Origin of the sequence: Cyclobacterium sp., assembly GCF_014762705.1 — a bacterium.
In the GTDB taxonomy this organism is placed as follows: Bacteria; Bacteroidota; Bacteroidia; order Cytophagales; family Cyclobacteriaceae; genus Cyclobacterium.
This window is the reverse complement of record NZ_JABURL010000050.1, coordinates 114742-136229: the sequence shown is the minus strand read 5'-3', so window position 1 is coordinate 136229 and position 21488 is coordinate 114742. Positions and strand designations below refer to the sequence as shown.

Annotated in this window: 18 protein-coding genes; 11 read left to right on the top strand and 7 right to left on the bottom strand. The window is 43.5% G+C overall.

Annotated features, from left to right (window positions below; all coding sequences use genetic code 11):
* The first annotated feature begins 5 nt into the window (after window positions 1-5).
* Window positions 6-1175, top strand: coding sequence for an AIR synthase related protein (locus HUJ21_RS09830; RefSeq protein WP_291369246.1), 1170 nt, complete (start codon window positions 6-8; stop codon window positions 1173-1175).
* 16 nt (window positions 1176-1191) lie between these two features.
* Complete coding sequence (locus HUJ21_RS09825; RefSeq protein ID WP_291369245.1) at window positions 1192-2523, top strand: alkaline ceramidase; 1332 nt, start codon at window positions 1192-1194, stop codon at window positions 2521-2523.
* On the opposite strand, the gene HUJ21_RS09820 is transcribed toward HUJ21_RS09825, so the two are convergent.
* Entirely contained in the window at window positions 2478-3134 is a 657-nt protein-coding gene (locus HUJ21_RS09820; protein WP_291369243.1) for a class I SAM-dependent methyltransferase, read from the bottom strand. The two genes, HUJ21_RS09825 and HUJ21_RS09820, sit on opposite strands and share 46 nt — an antisense overlap.
* A 12-nt stretch (window positions 3135-3146) precedes the next feature.
* Window positions 3147-4001, bottom strand: coding sequence for a hypothetical protein (locus tag HUJ21_RS09815; RefSeq protein ID WP_291369241.1), 855 nt, complete (start codon window positions 3999-4001; stop codon window positions 3147-3149).
* Window positions 4002-4094: 93 nt separating this feature from the next.
* Here HUJ21_RS09815 and HUJ21_RS09810 point away from each other — a divergent pair, with 93 nt between their 5' ends.
* The 4 genes from HUJ21_RS09810 to HUJ21_RS09795 all read left to right on the top strand — a co-directional run bounded on the left by HUJ21_RS09810 (window position 4095) and on the right by HUJ21_RS09795 (window position 8805).
* Window positions 4095-4727 (top strand): GDSL-type esterase/lipase family protein, encoded by a 633-nt coding sequence (locus tag HUJ21_RS09810; RefSeq protein WP_291369240.1) that lies wholly within the window; start codon window positions 4095-4097, stop codon window positions 4725-4727.
* A gap of 183 nt (window positions 4728-4910) precedes the next feature.
* The gene (locus tag HUJ21_RS09805; protein WP_291369238.1) at window positions 4911-6800 is read left to right on the top strand and encodes a CBS domain-containing protein; all 1890 of its coding nucleotides are present in this window, start codon (window positions 4911-4913) and stop codon (window positions 6798-6800) included.
* Complete coding sequence (locus HUJ21_RS09800; protein WP_291369236.1) at window positions 6793-7950, top strand: succinylglutamate desuccinylase/aspartoacylase family protein; 1158 nt, start codon at window positions 6793-6795, stop codon at window positions 7948-7950. The genes HUJ21_RS09805 and HUJ21_RS09800 overlap by 8 nt, the downstream gene beginning before the upstream one ends.
* Window positions 7951-8013: 63 nt before the next feature.
* Window positions 8014-8805: an alpha/beta hydrolase gene (locus HUJ21_RS09795; protein WP_366483683.1), complete on the top strand. Its 792-nt coding sequence runs from the start codon at window positions 8014-8016 to the stop codon at window positions 8803-8805.
* Between the two features lie 408 nt (window positions 8806-9213).
* On the opposite strand, the gene HUJ21_RS09790 is transcribed toward HUJ21_RS09795, so the two are convergent.
* Entirely contained in the window at window positions 9214-9948 is a 735-nt protein-coding gene (locus HUJ21_RS09790; RefSeq protein WP_291369235.1) for a ZIP family metal transporter, read from the bottom strand.
* Between the two features lie 22 nt (window positions 9949-9970).
* The gene (locus tag HUJ21_RS09785; RefSeq protein WP_291369234.1) at window positions 9971-11029 is read right to left on the bottom strand and encodes an FAD:protein FMN transferase; all 1059 of its coding nucleotides are present in this window, start codon (window positions 11027-11029) and stop codon (window positions 9971-9973) included.
* 158 nt (window positions 11030-11187) lie between these two features.
* Between HUJ21_RS09785 and ruvB the strand changes: the two genes are divergently transcribed.
* From ruvB to HUJ21_RS09765, 4 genes are all read left to right on the top strand, one after another.
* Window positions 11188-12225, top strand: a complete 1038-nt coding sequence (ruvB, locus tag HUJ21_RS09780; protein WP_166150021.1) for a Holliday junction branch migration DNA helicase RuvB — start codon at window positions 11188-11190, stop codon at window positions 12223-12225.
* Between the two features lie 33 nt (window positions 12226-12258).
* On the top strand, window positions 12259-13185 hold the full coding sequence (queG, locus tag HUJ21_RS09775) for a tRNA epoxyqueuosine(34) reductase QueG (RefSeq protein ID WP_291369301.1): 927 nt from the start codon (window positions 12259-12261) through the stop codon (window positions 13183-13185).
* Window positions 13186-13473: 288 nt separating this feature from the next.
* Entirely contained in the window at window positions 13474-16443 is a 2970-nt protein-coding gene (locus HUJ21_RS09770; protein ID WP_291369231.1) for a SusC/RagA family TonB-linked outer membrane protein, read from the top strand.
* Window positions 16444-16462: 19 nt separating this feature from the next.
* Window positions 16463-17839, top strand: a complete 1377-nt coding sequence (locus tag HUJ21_RS09765) for a RagB/SusD family nutrient uptake outer membrane protein (protein WP_291369229.1) — start codon at window positions 16463-16465, stop codon at window positions 17837-17839.
* A 358-nt stretch (window positions 17840-18197) separates the two neighbouring features.
* On the opposite strand, the gene HUJ21_RS09760 is transcribed toward HUJ21_RS09765, so the two are convergent.
* From HUJ21_RS09760 to gltX, 3 genes are read right to left on the bottom strand one after another with little or no spacing between them, the layout of a single operon-like run.
* The gene (locus HUJ21_RS09760; protein WP_291369227.1) at window positions 18198-18836 is read right to left on the bottom strand and encodes a porin family protein; all 639 of its coding nucleotides are present in this window, start codon (window positions 18834-18836) and stop codon (window positions 18198-18200) included.
* 27 nt (window positions 18837-18863) lie between these two features.
* On the bottom strand, window positions 18864-19061 hold the full coding sequence (locus HUJ21_RS09755) for a hypothetical protein (RefSeq protein WP_291369225.1): 198 nt from the start codon (window positions 19059-19061) through the stop codon (window positions 18864-18866).
* Between the two features lie 45 nt (window positions 19062-19106).
* Window positions 19107-20642 (bottom strand): glutamate--tRNA ligase, encoded by a 1536-nt coding sequence (gene gltX, locus HUJ21_RS09750; RefSeq protein ID WP_291369223.1) that lies wholly within the window; start codon window positions 20640-20642, stop codon window positions 19107-19109.
* 128 nt (window positions 20643-20770) lie between these two features.
* Here gltX and HUJ21_RS09745 point away from each other — a divergent pair, with 128 nt between their 5' ends.
* Entirely contained in the window at window positions 20771-21379 is a 609-nt protein-coding gene (locus HUJ21_RS09745; protein WP_291369221.1) for a hypothetical protein, read from the top strand.
* Window positions 21380-21488 lie beyond the last annotated feature (109 nt).

The following is a 21488-nucleotide window of genomic DNA, read 5'->3' as shown; positions in this document are numbered from 1 at the left end:
GGGTTATGAACGAAAGGTATATGCAACGTGGGGTATCGGCCTCCAAAGAAGACGTACACAGTGCCATCTCTAATTTGGACAAAGGGCTGTTCCCCAAAGCATTTTGTAAAATTGTGGAGGATCTTTTGGGAAATGATCCGGAATACTGCAATATCATGCATGCCGATGGGGCAGGTACCAAATCCTCCCTTGCTTATCTTTATTGGAAAGAAACAGGAGATCTAAGTGTCTGGAAAGGTATTGCTCAAGATGCTATCATCATGAACATTGACGACCTGCTCTGTGTTGGGGCCGTCAACAATATATTGGTTTCTTCTACTATTGGAAGAAACAAAAACCTGATTCCCGGAGAAGTCATTGCGGCGCTGATCAATGGTACAGAAGAGGTGTTGCAAATGTTAAGGGATCATGGAGTTAATGCCATACTTACCGGAGGAGAAACAGCTGATGTAGGCGACCTGGTCCGAACCATTATTGTAGACAGTACGGTAACGTGCAGGATGAAAAGAGCGGATGTCATTTCCAATGACCGGATAAAGGCAGGGGATGTGGTAGTGGGACTGGCATCTTTTGGCCAGGCTGGTTATGAAACCGAATACAATGGAGGAATGGGCAGCAACGGATTAACCTCAGCCCGTCATGATGTTTTCAAAAAAAGCCTCATGGCCTCCTATCCCGAAAGTTTTGACCCATCTGTGCCAGAGGATTTGGTCTATTCCGGCAGTTATGGTTTGACAGACGAGGCACCAGGTACTCCCCTGGACATGGGAAAATTAGTCCTTTCTCCCACCAGAACCTATGCCCCGGTAATCGCTGCCATCCTAAAAGAATACCGCACTGCTCTCCATGGGCTGGTTCACTGCAGTGGCGGAGCCCAGACCAAAGTGCTGCATTTTATCGATGACCTGCATGTGATTAAAGATCAGCTTTTTGACACCCCACCTCTCTTTTCCATCATCCAAAAAGAAAGTGGAACAGATTGGAAAGAAATGTACAAGGTTTTTAATATGGGGCACCGCATGGAGATTTACCTGGAAGAAAAATGGGCAAATGAGATCATCCGGATGGCTGAAACTTTTGGGGTTTCTGCAAAAATAATCGGAAGGGTGGTCCCCCACAAAGGAAAAAAAGTAACCATTGATGGCCGGCATGGGGTGTTTACTTATGAGGATTAATCTTGTTCGATAGTTGATGCGGGTTTTTTTTAAGATACTCATCGGTCTTGTTGTTTTTTTGATCCTTTTGGCCGTAGGTAGCATTACAAGGGTAGACTGGACGCCCTATCAGGAAAAGTCATACTATAAAGAAACCATAGGGTATTTGGATACCCTTAGCCTGTCTGGAAGTGACCAGGGCTATTTGCTGGGGGGATGGGCAAGGGCCAACATCACCCCGGATGATCCTGTACCCCTGGTAGCTTACCGACCGAGGGGAAATTATGAATTTGTTCAGGACAGCAGCTTTGTCAAAACCATCATTCTGGGCAACCATGAATTTAAAGTGGCCTTTATCAATTACGAATTGTTGATTGTTCATCCTGAAATGGCAAAAACCATCACGGAGGTAATCCAACAAAAAGATGTTCCAATAGATCATCTTTACTTTACTGCCACGCATACCCACAGTGGGATGGGGGGAACCATTCCAGGTCCTGTAGGTAATTTCGCTTTGGGAGGATGGAATGTTGCGCTGGTAAATCAAATTGCCGAAAACACCGTACTGGCTTTGAAAGAAGCTCTCAGGCGGATGGATACTGTAAAAATAGATTTTAAGAAAAGCCATGCCGGAGATTTTGTCACCAATCGGTTAATAGCCAATGATCCGGTGGATCCCTATATGCGGCAAATCAACCTTACCCAGCCAAATGGAAAAACTGCCAGTCTGCTCACCTACAGTGCGCATGCCACCTGTCTGAGCAGCCGCTTTATGGGATTGTCCGGTGATTATCCCTTTTACCTGTCAAAAAAAATGGAAAAGGAGCAGGACCTGGTCATTTTTGCCGCAGGAGCAGTGGGAAGCCACCGTCCAAAAGCGCCTGGAAACGATATTGCAGGTATACGTCAATATGCTTTTCAATTAGATTCTGTAATGACTCATGATACCACCTCCACAAAACCTTTGGTAGGTCATGAGGTTCTGGCAGGGAAGCTTCCCATCAAACTACGGGAGCCCCATCTCCGGATCAGCGATAACTGGAGAATCAGGCCCTGGCTCTTTGACTGGGCCATTGGCGATTATCCTGCTCATTTTGACCTCGTTCGGATAGGCAATACACTTTTCATTTCCTCATCAGGTGAAGTTTCGGGAGTTTTTTACGAAGACTGGGAAAAACAAGCCACAGCTATGGGTTTAAACCTGATCGTCACCACTTTCAATGGCGGCTATATCGGCTACATTACTCCGGATAAGTACTACCAGGAAGATTTGTACGAAGTAAGGGACATGAATTTTTATGGCCCCTACAATGGGGCTTATTTTCAGGAACTGATTTCGGGGTTAATTGAATTGGGGGCGAAACCATAAATCCTTGCCTGGTAAAAACCCTGGCAATAAATCATGCTTTCCATTTCCTGCCAGCCCCATTTGTAAAAATAACCCTCATATTCCGGAAGGTCCTTTCGGGCATGCCTGGTGAGCAATCTGAAAGTATTGATCATGGCTTTCAGCTGCACCATTTTGCTTGATAGGGGATAAAAATCTGCAAAAATCCAACGGGTATGCTTGCCCACTTTAGATTGCAATGCTCCAAATAAGCGATCTATCTGCTCATCCGGCAAAACGTCCAAAAAATACTGAGTGATCACCACATCAAATTTCAAATCCGGCAAGGCATCAAAGGCAGAAGCATGAATGAATACAACCTGCCTTAACAGATCCCTGTCCAAACCTTTACGACACTGCCGCATCATGGAAGCGGAAGCTTCCATATAAACAACTTTTCCCTTTTCTCCGCACCTTCGCAGCAGCTCAGGCATGTTCGCTCCTGCTCCTCCTCCTACTACCAGCACCTGGTCACCTTTTTCAATGGTGTGTAGAAAGGCGGTTTTACTGGCCTGGAATTGATTTCCCAACAGCAAGCGGCTCAGGCTTTCGTAAAAAGGAGCCAGTAAACGATAATGATCAGGAGATGCCATATTTATCAGGGTCTATTCAAATAAAATCAGGAGTATAGGTAGTGAAAAAGAGAGTTCCAGCCGCCTCCTTGCACTGCTTATATTACTGGGGTGCTCCATGAAACTTATGGCATGAATTAATATCATCATCCCCCAGATCAGGGTGTAGCGGTGATAAAAAGAGGGCAAGATGATAAAAAGGATCAACATATACATCAGGGAAAAGGCAACTAGTCCCCAAAGCAATTGGCGGGTCCTCTTTTTACCCAAAACTGTCATTATGGAATGATGGCCCTGCGCCTTGTCCAAAGCTGCATCCATATAAGACAAAAACACCAGATTAAACCAGGCCAAAGCAAAATAACCAGCAGCATAAAATAACCAGTTCCAGGACTCAAACCCAAAATCCTGTTGCCAAAAGGGCACTAAGACAATACCACAAACATACAACAAAGCGATGGCTGCTTCCTTAAAAACAGCCCATTTTACATATGCAAAGCGCAAACCAATGATCACAATCATAATCAGTGTAATCAATAGCAGACCAGCGCCCAATAACCCATCCCAGGATAGCCATTTTAAAGCAAGTACTATTCCCAGTATTGAAATAATGGCTGTAACCAGGCTGAGCTTGTTAAAATGCTTTTGATGGTATCGATGTCGTCTGGACAGGGCCTTTTGGGGTATTTTCTTTGCGTCTAAAAGATGGTCAAAAGTATAAATGGTCCAAACGGCCATTCCCAGCAAGATGTAAAGAAAGGGAGGCAAGGACAACCTCATCATGTCCCCGAAAAAGAACAAGCCAGCACATGCCCCAGCCACCACATCCAGCGATAGCATGTTGGCTTTATCGATAAATCTTAAAGAAATTTTTTGAATCAAACTCACTCATTTATTAATTTGAAGGCAATTTAAATAATTGATCCTTCCAAATCATTCAAAAATTTCCGTAATTTCCCTTTTAGCAGAACCATCACCTTTATGAGAAAAATCATCTATGCCCTTTTTTTGCTTTTGGGCCACGGGGCTTTTGCGCAACAGCCTGTAAAAGTGGCCTGCGTAGGCAATAGCATAACAGAGGGGCCAGGCAGAAATCACCCGGACAGTTATCCTTTACAATTACAAAAAAAGCTGGGTAAAGCTTACCTGGTAAAAAACTTTGGAGTAAGCGCAAGAACCCTGATGAAAAAAGGAGATTTCCCTTTCTGGAATGAGCCTCAATTTGAACAGGTAAAGGAATTTGAACCTGACATCCTGGTCGTCAAGCTGGGAACAAATGACTCCAAACCCCATAACTGGATCCACAAGGAATCATTTACAGAAGACTATGTAGCAATGATTGAAACCTATAAAAAACACATGCCCGCTAGTGCAAAGATCTACATTTGTCTTCCTGTTCCGGTCTTTGAAGACAATTATGGCATCACCGAAAAAATCATTGTAGAAGAAATGGTTCCTCTGATTAAGGAAGTAGCCATGAAAACAGGATCTATTGTCATCGATTTGCATTCGGCACTGGCACCCCATGCCGAACTATTCCCGGATGGCGTACATCCAAATAAGAAGGGGGCAAAAATCCTCGCTCATTCAGTGGCACAAAACATAAAACCATAAACTTGAAAGTGATGGCTATGCCACCAGAGAATTTATGTTACAAATCTTTTGGATATGTTCTAAGTGGTTGGAAAAATAGTTTGGTAGAAAGGCTTTCCCGGTAATGATTTTTATCAGCTGACCTTTGGATTCTTTGCCTCTTGTTTCCTAATTACCTGTCCCTTGCATAAATTGATGCCACAGATGGGAGAACAAAAAGTAAATACCGATAGAAAGGCCTCCGAGAGAAAAAAATTTCTCAAGAACCTGATTCATGATATCGAAGCGCTGGATCAGATGATCCGGCAAGGAATGATTGAAAAAGAGGTACAAAGGATAGGGGCAGAGCAGGAATTCGCCCTGATCAACAAGCATTACAAACCTTCGAAAAATGGCCCCTTAATCCTTGGGAAACTGGATAACAGTCACTTTACTTCGGAACTGGCCATGTACAACCTGGAGCTAAACCTTGATCCCCAGGAGCTGAAAGAAGGGTGTCTTTTCAAAATGGAAAAGCAACTGCGAAAATACCTTAAAAACGCTGAAGGGGTGGCATCCGGTTTTGGTGATTCCGTGATCCTTACAGGTATTTTGCCTTCCATAGACCTGAGATCGGGACAGATGGACTTCATGACGCCAAATCCCCGCTACCAGGCCCTGGATGAAATCATCAAACAACTGAGGGGTCAGGATTTTGAACTAAACATATCGGGAGTCGATGAACTGATTTTGGCGCATACCAATATCCTCTTCGAAGCCTGTAATACCAGCTTTCAATGTCACCTGCAGGTAAGCGAAGAAGAATTTGTGGACCAATACAACTGGGCCCAAATGATTTCTGGTCCTGTGTTATCGGTTTGTACCAATTCCCCATTGCTGTTTGGCAGGGAATTGTGGTCCGAAACCAGAATACCCCTCTTTCAGCAGAGCATCGACATCCGCAGCAAAGGTTATCACCTGAAGGAAAGAGAACAACGGGTATCCTTTGGAAATCAGTGGATCCGGGAAACCACGGAAATCTACAAAGAAAACATCGCCCGGTTTCCCCTGATCCTTACCCATAAGTCAACGGATAATTCCTTAACCGTTCTGGAAGAGGGAGGCATACCCAAACTGCAGGCATTACAGCTGCATAATGGTACGATCTGGCGGTGGAACAGGCCTTGCTACGGAACGACCGATGGACGGCCTCATTTAAGAATAGAAAACCGATACCTTCCATCCGGACCCACCATCATAGACGAAATGGCCAATTTGGCACTCTGGGTGGGCCTGATGAAGGCCATGCCTGAACAATATAAGGGATCCTGGCAAAGGAAATCCTTTGAAGATACCAAAGGTAATTTTTACCGGGCAGCTACTTCGGGTATATTCAGCAGTATGGTCTGGAATGGCCGGATGATACCTGTCCAAAAACTCATGCTTGATCAACTTCTGCCTTTGGCAAAAAAAGGGCTCTCCGCAACAGGCATTCCTGAAGAAGAATCAAACAGGTACCTGGATATCATTCAAAAAAGAATTAAATCAGGTCAAACGGGTAGCAGTTGGCTCATAAAAAGCTATCGGAATATTAAAAAACACATGAGCAGGGATGAAGCCATGGTTACCCTTACAGCAGCCATGCAACAACGCAGGAAAGCAGATCAACCGGTAAGTGAGTGGTTGGCAGCGGCAGCAGCAGAACTGAAAGCCATCCCCATACAGTATGACTGGATCGGCAATATCATGACCACCAACCTCATTACGGTGCAGGAGGATGACCTGGTCACCCTGGTGGAAAAAATCATGGAATGGAATAACATCCATCACATTCCTGTAGAAGACAAACAAGGTAAATTAAAGGGTTTAATCACCACATCTACTTTAAAAAAGAACAGGGAAAAAACGGATGGAATGGAAATTGCAAAAGATATCATGATTAAGGATGTCATCACCACCGGTCCGGAAACCGACATCAAATATGCCATGCTATTAATGGTCAATAAAAAAATAAGCAGCTTGCCAGTGGTGGATGGGGACCGGCTTATCGGATTGGTAACCGATAAGGATGCCAAAGGAATTTGGGAAAAGCTTTATCAGAAGAACAATGCCTGAAACACTTCTGACGACAAATAACTCAAGGATCATTTTTGCCAACCATCAGGGAAGAACATTGCCTACCCTGGTAATCATTGTTGGCATTCATGGCAACGAGCCTGCCTCTGTTAATGCGATGAAAACCCTTTTCCAGGATAAAAACCCTGGGAAATTTAAATTGAAGGGAAATGTTTTTGTGCTCAAAGGAAACGCTGAGGCCCTGAAATCCCATCAAAGATATATTACCAAAGACCTCAACCGGATCTGGACCAGTGAAAATTTGACCCTGGTGCGGATGAAAGACCAGGAAGAGCCAGGTTTTAGCTATCCAGAGCTTAAAGAACTTGCGCTGCTGGATCAACTGATCAATTCCATAATAGCAGTTTATGGGGCTGGAAAAATTTTATTTACCGACCTCCATACCACTTCCTCAGAGAGTTGCGCCTTTTTACCTTTCAATGATACCCTACCCAATCGCTCCATGGCCAAACATTTTCCTGTGCCTCTGGTACTCGGAATAGAAGAATACCTCGAAGGGCCTCTGATGAGCCATATCAATGATCTCGGCTATCCAGCTTTAGGTTTTGAAGCAGGGAAACATGACGATCCTCAAAGTGAGAGGAGACATGAAGCATTTATCAAACTTTGTATGGTCCATCTGGGGATAATCGACATGTCTTCCAATGATATCGAACGGGAGGAGATGTGTTTAAAAAATAATTTGGGAATAAAAAGCGGATTTTATGAAATATTATGCCGTTACCCGATAGGCCCGGACCAAAGGTTTGAGATGAAACCCGGATTTTCAAATTTCAATCCCATTAAAAAAGGGTATGAACTGGCAAGAAACAATGGCCTGCCAGTAATTAGCCGGTACAGGGGCATGGTATTCCTTCCTTTGTACCAAAATAAGGGTCAGGACGGCTTTTTTATCGTGAAACCTGTTTCTTCATTCTGGCTTGGATTGTCCAAATGGCTCAGAAAAACCTTTTTGCCAGATTTGCTGCCTTTACTTCCCGGAGTATCCAAAGTAGCCCGTTCCGAAAACAGGTATTTGGTCAATCCGGCGATTGCACGCTGGCTTAATAAGGAAATTTTTCACTTATTGGGTTTTAGAATACGCTATAAAGCGCCCAAAAGCTATTGGGAAATTATTAAACGAGATTAATGAATATTCTCCAAATTTTTTTTCCACAGACAGATTGCTCCGGTTTAAACCTTAGCGGTCGATTTGCAGTTTAAAATCTACATGCTCCATTACACCACATATTTACTTGATAAAGATGCCCCCTGGGTTACCTTTGTGCACGGAGCGGGTGGCAGTAGTGCCATATGGTTCAGGCAAATCCGGGATTTTAAAAAATCTTTCAATGTATTGCTGGTAGATTTACGTGGACACGGAAAATCCAAAAACCACGTTTATGAAAAGTTGAAGCAATATTCGTTTGACGTTATTGGCGACGAAGTCATTGAGGTGCTGGATCACCTAAGGATTAAGCAATCTCATTTCGTAGGCATATCCTTGGGAACCATCATTATCAGGGAGATTACAGAAAGACATCCTGAGAGGGTGAGCAGCATGATTTTGGCAGGAGCCATCATGAAATTGAATATCCGGGGTCAGATCCTGATGCGCCTGGGTATTTTGCTAAAGTCCGTCATCCCTTATTTGCTTTTGTATAAATTATTTGCCTTTATTATCATGCCTAAGAAGAACCACAAAGCATCCAGGAATCTTTTTGTGCAGGAGGCCAAAAAGCTTTATCAAAAAGAATTTATCCGCTGGTTTACCCTGGCCGCAAAAGTCAATCCATTATTGGCATTTTTCAGAATCAAAGAAACCCCGATCCCCACGCTTTATGTCATGGGTGAGGAAGATTACATGTTTTTGCCCTCCATTACCAAGCTGGTGAAAAACCACAGCTCTGCAAAACTGGAGGTTGTTCCTGCCTGCGGACATGTGGTCAATGTGGAAAAACCTGAAGCATTCAATCAAATTGCCTTGAATTTCCTTAATAAATAAAGCTTCCACCGAAGCCATTTTTAAAACCTTTCAGTAATCCCCTGAAAAAAAAACAATCTTTTTTCAAGAATTATTGGACATAACATAGCTAATATACTGAAAAAGAGCCTATTGAATTTTACTAAAGGAATTTTTTCCAGGGCCAAAAACAATATTATCAGTTTGAAATTTTTCCACAGCTAAAATAATGTATTTCAGAATAAATAAAATATTATGTACATTTTTACCATAATTTATTTGTTTAAATATTGGTTTTATAATTTTTTACACACTAAATTTCGAATGTTAAAGAAATGAAGAACGGATAACGAAGCTAAGTGAAGTTGGAAATCCGTAAGGGAAGTTGGTTATTTTTTAATGTAGGGTTTGTCCGGGGTCTTATGGCAACATAAGGCTCCGGCATTTTTTTTATATGATGAACTCGGTCAGAATAGCTATACCGGAGGCCAGCAAAATAATCAGCAACTTGTGCAAATTAAAGCGGTGTTGTGGGGAGCTTTCAAAGAAAATTATGGTAGAAATGTGAAGAAAGCCCCCGGCTACCAAACCAAACAAAATATTTAAGGTTCCCCTTCCGATCAGCTGCTGATCAAAAAGAAAATCGGTAGAAATCATTCCCAAAGGAGAGGCCAGGGCGAAAAGAATAAGCAGCGAAAGAACCCCTGGTTTATTCATCCGGGTCATCAATACCGCAACCAAAGCAAAAGCTTCCGGCATTTTATGTAAAATCATCCCAATCAAAAGGGTTTCACTGCCATGATGGTGCCCGGCAAGCATGGGTTGCTTGGAAAGCAAAGTACCTTCCAGAAAAGCATGCAAAAACAAACCGATCATCAGGGTCCATACGCTGTTACCCATACCATGTCCGCTGTGGTCGTGGATATGTCCGTGCTCAATTCCTGAGGACATAAAGTCCAAAACCTGTTGCAGCAAAAATCCCAGCAGGATGTATAAACCCATATAATAGGCAGATTGTTGATCAGCAAATAGTTCCGGCAAAATATGCAATATGGTAATGGCAAATAGATAGGCTCCGGCAAATATCAAGCCCAGCTTAAAACTCTTTTCCTTCCATTCTGGAATAATCAAAGCCAATAAGCCCGCACCTAAGGCAGCAACAAAAAGTAAAATAAAATGCACCATAATGTAATCAGGGTTATTGGGATTATTCCTTATCCACAGCAGTAATATAAGGAATCAGGCCTTCACTTACAAAGGATTGCATCTGACCCCGGTCATCATTATAGATAAGAAAAACTTCCAAACCATCCGTTGACTCATAAATTTCCTTGGCTTTTTCGATACCCAACACCATAAAAGCCGTGGCAAAGGCATCTGCGGTCATACAATCCTCAGCTACTACAGTAGCACTCAAAAGGGAATGTTCAACTGGATATCCCGTATAGGGGCTGATGGTATGGGAATATTTAACGGAATCCTTAATATAAAAATTTCGGTAATTTCCAGAGGTAGCCATACCCTTGTTGTCCAGTGCAAGGATACTGAATAGTTCATTGGCAAGACCTTCCTCGTCCGGACGGGAAATGCCCACTTTCCACAATTCACCTTTGTCATTTACACCCTTGCTGACCAACTCTCCTCCAACCTCCACGAGGTAGTTCTGAACACCCTTTTCATTTAAATATTCTGCCAGCTTATCCACCCCGTACCCTTTGGCGATAGCACTAAGGTCCAGGTAAACATCCGTATTGGCCTTTCTAATGCCCTTTTGATCAAAAACCAACTGATCAAAACCCACCTGATCCAAAATCTGTTGCACTTCCGCACTGTCTTTTAAAGTAGCTCCTTCAGGGCCGAAACCCCATGCATTCACCAGGGGGCCTACTGTGGGGTCAAAAGCCCCATTGGTGGCATCGTATATGGCCTTACTTTTTTCCAATACCGGATAAAAGTGGGGCGAATCAAAAACCAGGGAATCCATTCTGTTGAACCTGCTGATTTCAGACTCGGGGATATAGGTAGACAAAGCCTGGTTAATCTCGCCCAGTAATGCATCAATTTCCTCCTTAAAATCTCTTCTTCCCTCATCCAGGTAGACAATCCGGTAAGTGGTCCCCATGGTTGGACCAGAAACCACCATTTTTGGATCATCCTGTTTGGGTTGCTCCGGACTGTCTTTACTTTGTCGGTATAGGTAAACCATGAATACCACCAACAACAACAAAATGCTGTAAATGATATTTTTTTTGGCTGATTTTCGCATAAAACAAGGCTTGTTTTAATTTTCCGAAAGTTAATTCTTATTTTTTAATTGCTCATCGTTTTTACCCATTATCCTGATTTACAATTCCCCGGCAGGCTGATCTATCGTCTGCAAAGCTGGGATGAATTTTCTATATTTGTACTTCTTAGGAAGATCATATGAGAGAAGATTATCTGCGCGGAGACCAGGAGGGCATGGCTCCCGGTGACAAGGAAATTGAAAAAGCGCTTAGGCCATTAAGCTTTGATGATTTCACTGGTCAGCAAAAGACTGTGGAGAACATAAAGATATTTGTGTTGGCGGCAAAAAAACGTGGCGAATCACTGGATCACGTCTTGTTGCATGGCCCCCCTGGACTGGGGAAAACCACCCTGAGCCATATCATTGCCAATGAACTGGAATCCAGCCTGAAAATTACCTCTGGCCCGGTACTGGACAAGCCTTCAGACCTGGCGGGACTGCTCACCAATCTGGAGGATGGTGATGTGCTTTTCATTGATGAAATCCACCGCTTAAATCCCATTGTGGAAGAATACCTCTATTCAGCCATGGAAGATTTCCGTATCGACATCATGCTGGATTCAGGTCCAAATGCCCGCTCTGTGCAGATCAGCCTGAGCCCCTTTACCCTGGTGGGAGCCACCACAAGATCGGGGCTGCTTACATCCCCCCTCAGGGCTCGTTTTGGCATCAATGCCAGACTGGAGTATTACGATGCGGAATTGCTCTGCACCATTGTCAAAAGATCAGCTTCCATACTTGGCACTCCGCTGGATGAAGAAGCCGCCTATGAAATTGCCAGAAGAAGCAGAGGCACACCAAGAATTGCAAATACGCTACTCCGGAGAACACGGGACTTTGCAGAGATCAAGGGAGATGGCCGCATCAATCTGGGCATCGCTAAAATTGCCCTGAATGCCCTGAATGTGGATGAAAATGGGCTTGATGAGATGGATAACCGTATTCTTCTGACGATTATCAAGAAGTTTAGCGGAGGTCCGGTAGGCCTTTCCACCATCGCCACAGCCTGTGGAGAAGAGGCAGAAACCATTGAAGAAGTCTATGAACCTTTCCTGATTCAGGAAGGCTATCTGAAAAGAACCAGCAGGGGAAGGACTGCCACTGAATTGGCCTACAAACACCTTAAACTGAAGCCGGATTTTGGGGGTCAATCCGGGAGTCTTTTTGATTTATAGCTTCGAACTGGAAGGATCCCATTGATTTTGAAGATGCAACTACAGGAGAAAAACACACATTTGATCAAAAAAACTGCTCGTAATTTGGGTTTTGATTATTGCGGGATTGCCAAAGCGGAATACCTGGAAGAAGAAGCTCCAAAACTGGACGCCTGGCTGGCAAAAAATTACCATGGAAAAATGGCCTACATGGCCAGGCATTTTGACAAAAGACTTGATCCCAGAAAACTGGTAGATAAGGCCCAATCGGTGATCAGCCTGATGTACAATTATTACCCTTCACAAAAGCTACCTGAAGGGAAAGAAGACCTGAAAATTGCCAAATATGCCTATGGGAAAGATTACCACTTTGTCATCAGGGACAAACTCAAAAACTTTTTGGAAATCCTCAGGGATGAAATTGGTGAGATCGATGGCAGGGTTTTCGTGGATAGTGCACCTGTCATGGAAAGACAGTGGGCCCAAAAAGCTGGCCTGGGCTGGACGGGCAAAAACAGCCTGCTGCTCAATAAAAACAGCGGTAGTTTTTTTTTTCTTGCGGAGTTGATCATCGACCTTCCACTTAATTATGACAACCCCGTTACCAAAGATTATTGCGGGACCTGTACACGCTGTATCGATGCCTGCCCTACCGATGCCATTGTTCAGGACAACCTGGTGGATGCCTCCAAATGCATTTCCTACCTTACCATTGAACTGAAGGAAGAAATTCCCACTGAATTTAAGGGAAAAATGGAAAATTGGGCCTTTGGTTGTGACATATGTCAGGATGTTTGCCCGTGGAACCGCTTTTCAAGACCTCATCAGGAACCTGAATTTTTACCCCATCCAGAGCTGGAAGCCCTGGATTGGCAGGAAATGACCAAAGAAACTTTTAGCCGGGTTTTTAAAAAGTCGGCCTTAAAACGCAGCAAATGGGAAGGATTAAAGCGGAATATTCAATTTATCAGACAAACTTGATTCATAATGTGACCTTTGCTACTTAATGTAGGCTGGAATTTTCGTTTTTTTGATCTACTTTTTCCCCCTGAATGCGGATTACAGTCAACTTTAAAAAAAAATAAAACCCTTTCTTAAACAAAATAAGGCATAAAAGCCTTTTATAGGTTTAAATTATATGGACTACAAAATTAAAAATAAAGATAAAATTCATATAATTGTAAAAAGCATTGAATTAATAATAAAAAACAAAATTATGCCTTAAAATTTAAAACTTAGTAACCTAATCCTTAATCTAAACTTATTTCTATGACTAAAATTTACCAATTATCATTGGTCATGATGCTGTCTACCCTTATTGTAGGCTGGAGTCATGCACAGTACAGTGTTTCGGGGGTTATCTCCGACGAACGGACGGGTGAACCCATGATAGGTGCCAGTATTCTGGTCAGCAACACCTCCAGAGGTACCGTTACGGACCTGGACGGAAGGTTTAACCTGAATTTTGACAACAATGACCCCGCCAAATTGGTCATTTCATCCCTTGGTTACCTCAGTCAGACCATTGAGGTAGGACCAAACAACAACAATAACCTGAATGTATCCCTGAAAGAAGATGCCACCAACCTGGAGGAAGTGGTGGTAACAGGGTTGGCTTCTTCTGTAAAAAGGTCAAACCTGGCCAATGCCGTCTCCTCGGTTTCTTCCAGGGAATTGACAGGAACCACCACCATACAGACCACAGATGGGGCACTTTATGGGAAAATTGCCGGTGCCAATATCCGGTCAAACGGAGGAGCCCCGGGAGGGGGACTTTCTATTCAGTTGAGGGGTATCTCCAGCCTTACAGGAGCTTCACAGCCTCTGATTATTTTGGATGGGGTTTATATCAACAATTCCTTTCAGCGAACTGGCCGTGCGACAGTAACCGGGGCAGGTGCTGAGAGCCAGGATGATGGATCCAACAGACTAGCAGATCTAAATCCGGCCGACATCGCTACCATCGAAGTGCTTAAAGGTCCTTCTGCTGCTGCCATCTATGGGACCAGGGCCAATGCCGGGGTAATTATCATTACCACTAAGCGGGGTGCAGAGGGAAAGACCAAAGTATCTCTTTCTCAGGATACCGGCTTTGCTCAACCCTTAAGGCTTTTGGGAGTAGATGGCTGGAGTGAGGAAAAAATCAATACATTTTTCCCTGAAAACAGGAGACCCATTGAACTGGAACGCTTCAGGGAAGGAACCAGAATTAATTATGAGGATTACTTCTACAACAATACGGCCTTACTCAGCAATACCCGCCTAACGGTATCCGGGGGTAATGAAAAAACAAAATTTTATGTTTCTGGAAACATCAATTCAGAGGATGGTACTGTGAAAAATACCGGTTTTGACCGCTTTTCCGTAAGGGCAAATCTGGATCATAAAATCACCGAAAAAATCAAATTGGGAGTCTCTTCCAATTACATCAAGTCAACTTCAGACAGGGGGTTTACAGGTAATCAGAATAATTCAGGTGCAAGTATAGGCTACAGCATTGCCTATATTCCAAATTATTTTGACATCCGACCTGATGAAAATGGAAATTACCCTACCAATCCATATTTTAGTGAGAACCCAGCAGCTGTCACAGATAATGCGGAAAACAGATCAGATGTACAACGTTTTGTTCAGGCTTTTACACTGGACATTGACCTGTTCAGCAACAGCAACAGCTTCCTGAAAGCCAATGTGGCCGGTGGCCTGGATTTTCTTCAAAACTCAACATTGATTTATTTACCGGAGTCTCTTCAGTACCAGAGAGGGCAAGCCAATCCGGGAGATGTGTTCTGGGGAAAACAGGAAAGTTTCAACACCAATTTCCAGGCAGCATTGGTTTATAATTTCAATCTGGGTAGCATCAATATGAACTCCCAGGCTGGTTTGGTAAGGTTGGACTTTAATAACAGCCAGTTATTCAACAGGGGACGGGGTTTGGTACCCGGTCAAACAAACCTGCAACAAGCATCCGTCCAGGAAATCGCCGATCAATTTATCAGTGAAGTTCAGGAAGCGGGTATATTCCTGCAACAGGAAGCCAACTTTGAGGATAAAATCATTGGTACGGTAGGCGTACGATGGGACAAATCCACCTTAAATGGTGATCCCTCCCAGTTTTATGCCTTCCCAAGAGCTTCGGTAGCTTTTAATCTTGGGAATTTTGATTTCTGGAATTCCAGTTTCATCAATCAACTGAAACCCAGGATAGCCTATGGTGAAACGGCTGGACCTGTAGCTTTTGGAAATACTTTTTCCAGACTGGAAGGAGCCAATATAGGTGGGCTTTTGGGTTCGGTAGTAGGTACTCAGATCGGAAACACCCAAATCAGACCAGAAACAGCTACTGAATTGGAGTTTGGAGTAGACCTTGGGTTTTTAAACAACCGATTTGCTTTAGAGGCGACCTACTACATTAAAAATACCCAAAACAATATTCAGGACCTTAACCTTGCGCCATCCACAGGTGTAACTACCATACCCAGCAATGAGGCAGAACTGCAGAACAAGGGATTGGAATTGAGCCTTTCCGGAACTGTCGTAGATCAGGCCAACTTCAACTGGTTCTCAAGAATCATGTATTGGCAAAACAGGGTAAACATGACAAGATTGGGTATCCCACAATATACTCAAGGTGCTTTCGGTCCTGCATTGGGAACTTTCTACTATGCGGAAGGCTTTGCGCCAACTACCATCGTGGGAACACCTGCAAATCCTGATCACCCCAGTGGATTTACGGTTTGGGGAAATGCCCAACCCAAATTCAATACTTCCTTCTACAATACCATGAGAATTTACAATAATCTGGAATTGTCTTTCTTGGTGGAATGGCGACAAGGAGGTGAAAATATCAACCTGACGTCCTTTCTTTCAGATTCCGGTGGAACGACAAACGGATGGTTTGACGATGATAATGGTGATGGAGTTCCCAACGGAAGACAACGACCTCCGGAGCCCTACAACAATGCCGGAAGATGGGTGCAGGATGCCTCATTCGTAAAGGTAAGGGAAATCGGCCTGTACTATACCCTTCCCAAGGCCTCTGTAACCAACACCTTTGGTAATGCCCTGGAAAGTATCCGTTTTGGTCTGTCGGTTAACAATGCTTTCCTTTTCACCGACTATGAAGGATATGATCCGGAAACATCCACTTTTGGTGCCAGGTCTGTGGACAATAACGTAGATATTGCTCCTTATCCAACCCCAAGAAGGGTTTTCTTTCACGTAAATCTTGATTTTTAACTCCAAAACGATGAAAGTTATGAAAAAGATAAAATCATATATCGGATTTACAGCAATAGCCGCACTTTTTGTTGCAAGCTGTAACCCATTGCAATTGGATCAAATAGATGATCCGAACAACCCTTCCGTAGGAAGTGTCAGTGAAAATGCCAGCCGGTCCCAAATCCAATTTCTGGTGACAGGTCTGGAGTCCCGTCACAGGGATTATGTCACTAATGTATCCCGTGCCTGGAATACCTTTGGAAGAGAAATATGGTATTTGAATGGGTCGGACCCCCGATTCCAAACCGATTGGCTTGGACAGGCGGGACGGGAACCTGACCGAATCTATTTTGGTTTTGGCACCACAGGAGGAGGTTCCTGGGCCGATCCTTACCAGGCTATCCGGCAGGCAGAAGTCCTGATCTCGGCTGCCGAAAATACCAATGTACTTTCAGCTGCAGAGCAAGCGGCAATTTCAGGTTTCGGGCGCATGATACAGGGGTATCAATTCATGATCCCTGCAAATTTTGTATATGATAATGGCATCAGGATTGACGTGGAAGACCCTTTAAATCCGGGACCTTATGTTAGCTATGAGGAAGCCATGCAGCATTCCCGTGCCCTGCTAAACGAAGCTGATCAATTGTTTGCCTCAGCAAGTGGGGATTTTCCATTTACGCTGACTCCGGGCTTTGAAGGATATGCATCCATTGATGCGCTACGGGAAGTAACCAATGCCATTCTGGCCAGAAACAATGCCTATCTGGAGGACTGGGAAGGTGTTTTGGCCGCCTTGAACAATTCCTTTATGGATCTGGAAGGTGATTTAGATGTAGGACCGGCTCACCCCTACAATGGTCCACCTGATGAATTTAATCCTTTATTTTATATCAGGGATGCGGCTATCAATACCATTATCGTGGTTCACCCTTCCCTGCTGGAAGATGCGACCGAAGGTGATGCCAGGGTAGCTGAAAAATTCTATGAGCGTGAAGATCCTGTCGTCGTTACAACTGATGCCACTCCCCTGGTAGGTACGCACCAGGACAACCGCTGGCCAAACAATACCACTCCTATTCCATTTATCAGAAATGAGGAATTGGTATTGCTAAAAGCTGAAGCCCATGCCCAACTGGGAGAATCAGACCTGGCTGTTGCTGCCATCAATGTGATCCGAAACGCGGCCGAAATAGGTGATTATACCGGTGGTACTGATCAGGAGAGCCTGATAGATGAAATACTGTATCAAAGAAGATACTCCCTATGGGCAGAACCCTGGGGACATCGTTGGATTGACGCCAGAAGGTATGACCGTTTGGATGAGATCAATACTTCCTTTGACCAGGGATCCGTGTTTAGGCAGTTTCCACATCCACAATCAGAAGTGAATTGGGATATATATGTTGAAAATTGATGTCAATAAATAAGTGCAAATAGATAGAAAGCCATTTCTGATGATCAGAAATGGCTTTTTTGATATTACTTCGTGTTTTTGTGACTCCGCTTTTTTATTCGTTCCCATTCTCTACATCCCTAGGTCATTCCGTATGCAGATGAGGTATTTATTAAACACCTATAAATCAATATGTTGAAATCACCACAACCTCATCCCGATTGCTGCGTTTTTTAAAATGTTAGGTCTACCTATCACGGTTTTTTAACGCAATTGAATCGAACTTAGTTCATCAATGAGCGGGGCTCCAATTATCTATTTTGATAACAAATGTCAAATTATCAGAAAGATAGAGGTTGGGTTAGATGATAGTTTAACTTTATTGAAGTACCCTAAAAAGATAAGCCAGAGAAAACTCCAATTGGGTGAAGTTAATGTCAAATATCCTTTCTTGCGATTCCGGCCTTCCGAATTCATAAGAATAACGGACCTCTCCCTGAAGGGTATGCTTTCCAAATAATTTAGACAATCCTACGCCGGCAGTCAGCCCATACATGATTTTTCTGGGGCGGTCAGCTGCCTGCCCATAGGTGGGTATTACCAGCTCACCTTCCACTACCCTGTTTACATCCCTGGCTTCCAGCAAATATCCCAAGTGTGGTCCAAGCTTGATGTGAAACCTCCCGGAATTCCCCAAATAAAAATTAGATAAAATCGGGATTTTCATGTAATCAAATTGGGTTTCATTTCCCATGTTGATGGTATCCGTAGCAGCATAACCTGTTGTCAGGAATTGGAATTCAATCTGGGCTCCTGCATTTTTTTCAAAAAATTGTTCAATGACCAGACTGTAGGATGGAGCGGAAATTCCGGTCACACTTCTTGGAAAACTGCCTAAAGTAACCCTATAGGAGGCACTGGAGCTGGTATATCCCGCTTTAACCCCTACACTCGTTTGGGCACTGATCCCGCTGCAGGACAAAAAAATAATACAAAATAGAGACCCCCAGATTTTCATATAGAAAAAGAAAAATCGTTTTCGTTCTTAACTTTCCTTTTTTTCGTCCTTTCCTTCCTCTCTATCCCTTAATTTTTTATCATCCACATTTTTATTAAGGAATTCATTGATCTTGTCAATAGAAAATGAACTGGAAATTTCTCCAAAAGAATTGATATTCATATTGAAACCCTCCAATTCTTCATTAACCCTTGGTGTCTCTTTCTTTTTTGTCTTTTTAGCCATAACGCTGTTCGTTTAATCATGATTTCATCATCGGCACAATAACCATTAGCTGGCTACTATATTATCTAACGCAAAATCAATTCTTTTGATCAGTTCTTCTTTGCCTAATATCTCAAAAATCTGCATCAGATCCGGTCCTGCACCAACTCCGGTAATGGCCAGCCTTACAGCTTGCATCACCTTTCCCAATTTAATGCCCTCAGCGGCAGCGGCTTCTCCCAGCATTTCTCTGGCCAATTGGGCTGTTAACACTGCATCAATTGCGGCCAACTTAACTCTAAAGGTCGTCAATACCTTTATGGCATCCTGGTTCCACTTTTTGGCAGCCACCTGCTCATCAAATTTTTTGGGTGCAAATACCATAAACCTCCCCTCCTGCCATAAATCTGAAGGAAAAGTAGCTCTTTCTTTCATTACAGCGACGATTTTCTCTGCTTTTTCCTGGGAAACGGAAATATTTTCCTTTTTCAGGTCAGCCAACAGGTATTCAGCCAAAACTTTATCGCTCTTATTTCTCAGGTATTGCTCGTTGTACCATTTGGCTTTATTGATGTCAAATTTGGTCCCGGATTTTCCAATTCTTTCAATGGAAAACGCTTCAACCAGCTCGTCCAAAGTAAAAAGCTCCCGTTGATCTCCAGGGTTCCAGCCCAAAAACGCAAGGAAATTAAGGAAAGCTTCCGGAAGGTAACCGGATTCTCTAAACCCATCCACCAATTCTCCCGAAATGGGATCGGTCCAGTTTAATGGAAAAATAGGAAAACCATGCTTTTCTGCATCCCGCTTGGAAAGCTTACCGTTCCCGTCAGGTTTTAACAAAAGAGGTAGGTGAGCAAACTCGGGCATGCTGTCCTCCCATCCAAGATATTTGTATAAAAGCACATGAAGGGGTGCCGAGGGCAACCATTCCTCACCCCGGATCACATGGGTAATGCCCATCAGGTGATCATCCACAATGTTGGCCAGGTGGTAAGTGGGCATACCGTCTGACTTCATCAACACCTTGTCATCCAATGAATTGGAATGTACCATCACCCATCCTCTGACCATATCGTTTAACCGGACTTCTTCTTTTCGGGGTATCTTGATTCGAATCACATAGGGATCTCCGGAATCAAGCCTTGCTTTCACCTCATCTGCGGGTAGGGTGAGTGAGTTCTTCATTTGAGTACGGGTAATGGAATTGTACTGTGGAGAAACAACCCTGGCCGCAGTCAGGCGTTGCCGCATGGCATCCAGCTCCTCTGAAGTATCAAAGGCATAATAGGCATGACCCTGCTCCAAAAGATACCTGGCGTATTCCATGTACATGGGCTTTCGCTCGGACTGCCTGTAAGGACCACAATCACCTGGATTCCAAGGGCTTTCGTCCGGGGCAATTCCGATCCAATCCAAAGAACTTTTGATGTAATCCTCCGCTCCGGGTACAAAACGGTTTTGATCTGTATCTTCGATTCTCAACAAAAACTTACCACCCTTTTTGCGGGCAAAAAGGTAGTTGTACAAAGCAGTTCTTACACCACCAATATGTAGAGCTCCCGTAGGGGAGGGGGCAAATCTTACACGTACTTCTTTACTCATAAATAGGCATCAATTTCATTTAAGAGGGCAAAGATAAGCAATAAATAAGGAATTCGATGGTTTCCTGGACAAAGTCTTGGGCTTTTTAAGGCAAACCAAATGGGCCTGAAAGCTGTTAAATATACCTGATGGTAAATGGTTCCCCAGCTAATAAAGACCAAATGGGTCAGGAAATGTTCCGGCTACTGAAAATATTCGGTCTGGCTTCCCTGGGATTGGTACTCCTGCTCTCTTTGTTTAACGAACGCAGGGCCAATAACACAGGAGAAGACCCCACATTCAGACTTAGTGATGCCGGCATGCTTTTTTTTAAAAATATACGGAGAATCGACTATGCCGTGAGGGGAATGGCTGAAGCCAATATCGACATCTATACCCATAAGGGTTTTGAAATAGACAGTAGTAAAAATGCCCTGGTCCTGGAAATAATCGTCCACAAAAATAAAAATGCTGCCTCTCTTTATCTGCTGCAACAGGGACAACTTGAAACGCAGCGACCCTTGCTACTAAAATCAGTGACAAAGGAAAAAGTTAACGATAAGTTGGAAATTACTCAGGGCAACCGCTACGAACACCTGAATAAGGCGAAAAAATTATTTCATTGGCTGAATAGCGAAATGATTACTATTGAGGCTAAAGTAAATGGGGCTTGGATCCCCATTCTGGAGGAAAAAAAAGAAAAGGAGGCATTTGTAAACACCTACAAGGACTTTCTCAAAATCACATCCGCTCTATAGCCTTTAGAAAAGAAAAATGAAATAATAACCGATGGAACAGCAGGCAACTATTCAATCTCCAGTTTATTACCCATAAATTAAAATAATAAAACCTATATTGTCAGAGGTA

Excerpts from the sequence above, each read along its gene's own strand:
- HUJ21_RS09830 (WP_291369246.1), top strand. The coding sequence starts at position 6 with ATGAACGAAAGGTATATGCAACGTGGGGTATCGGCCTCCAAAGAAGAC.
- HUJ21_RS09825 (WP_291369245.1), top strand. The coding sequence starts at position 1,192 with ATGCGGGTTTTTTTTAAGATACTCATCGGTCTTGTTGTTTTTTTGATC.
- HUJ21_RS09820 (WP_291369243.1), bottom strand. The coding sequence starts at position 3,134 with ATGGCATCTCCTGATCATTATCGTTTACTGGCTCCTTTTTACGAAAGC.
- HUJ21_RS09810 (WP_291369240.1), top strand. The coding sequence starts at position 4,095 with ATGAGAAAAATCATCTATGCCCTTTTTTTGCTTTTGGGCCACGGGGCT.
- HUJ21_RS09805 (WP_291369238.1), top strand. The coding sequence starts at position 4,911 with ATGGGAGAACAAAAAGTAAATACCGATAGAAAGGCCTCCGAGAGAAAA.
- HUJ21_RS09800 (WP_291369236.1), top strand. The coding sequence starts at position 6,793 with ATGCCTGAAACACTTCTGACGACAAATAACTCAAGGATCATTTTTGCC.
- HUJ21_RS09790 (WP_291369235.1), bottom strand. The coding sequence starts at position 9,948 with ATGGTGCATTTTATTTTACTTTTTGTTGCTGCCTTAGGTGCGGGCTTA.
- HUJ21_RS09785 (WP_291369234.1), bottom strand. The coding sequence starts at position 11,029 with ATGCGAAAATCAGCCAAAAAAAATATCATTTACAGCATTTTGTTGTTG.
- ruvB (WP_166150021.1), top strand. The coding sequence starts at position 11,188 with ATGAGAGAAGATTATCTGCGCGGAGACCAGGAGGGCATGGCTCCCGGT.
- queG (WP_291369301.1), top strand. The coding sequence starts at position 12,259 with ATGCAACTACAGGAGAAAAACACACATTTGATCAAAAAAACTGCTCGT.
- HUJ21_RS09770 (WP_291369231.1), top strand. The coding sequence starts at position 13,474 with ATGACTAAAATTTACCAATTATCATTGGTCATGATGCTGTCTACCCTT.
- HUJ21_RS09765 (WP_291369229.1), top strand. The coding sequence starts at position 16,463 with ATGAAAAAGATAAAATCATATATCGGATTTACAGCAATAGCCGCACTT.
- HUJ21_RS09760 (WP_291369227.1), bottom strand. The coding sequence starts at position 18,836 with ATGAAAATCTGGGGGTCTCTATTTTGTATTATTTTTTTGTCCTGCAGC.
- HUJ21_RS09755 (WP_291369225.1), bottom strand. The coding sequence starts at position 19,061 with ATGGCTAAAAAGACAAAAAAGAAAGAGACACCAAGGGTTAATGAAGAA.
- gltX (WP_291369223.1), bottom strand. The coding sequence starts at position 20,642 with ATGAGTAAAGAAGTACGTGTAAGATTTGCCCCCTCCCCTACGGGAGCT.
- HUJ21_RS09745 (WP_291369221.1), top strand. The coding sequence starts at position 20,771 with ATGGTAAATGGTTCCCCAGCTAATAAAGACCAAATGGGTCAGGAAATG.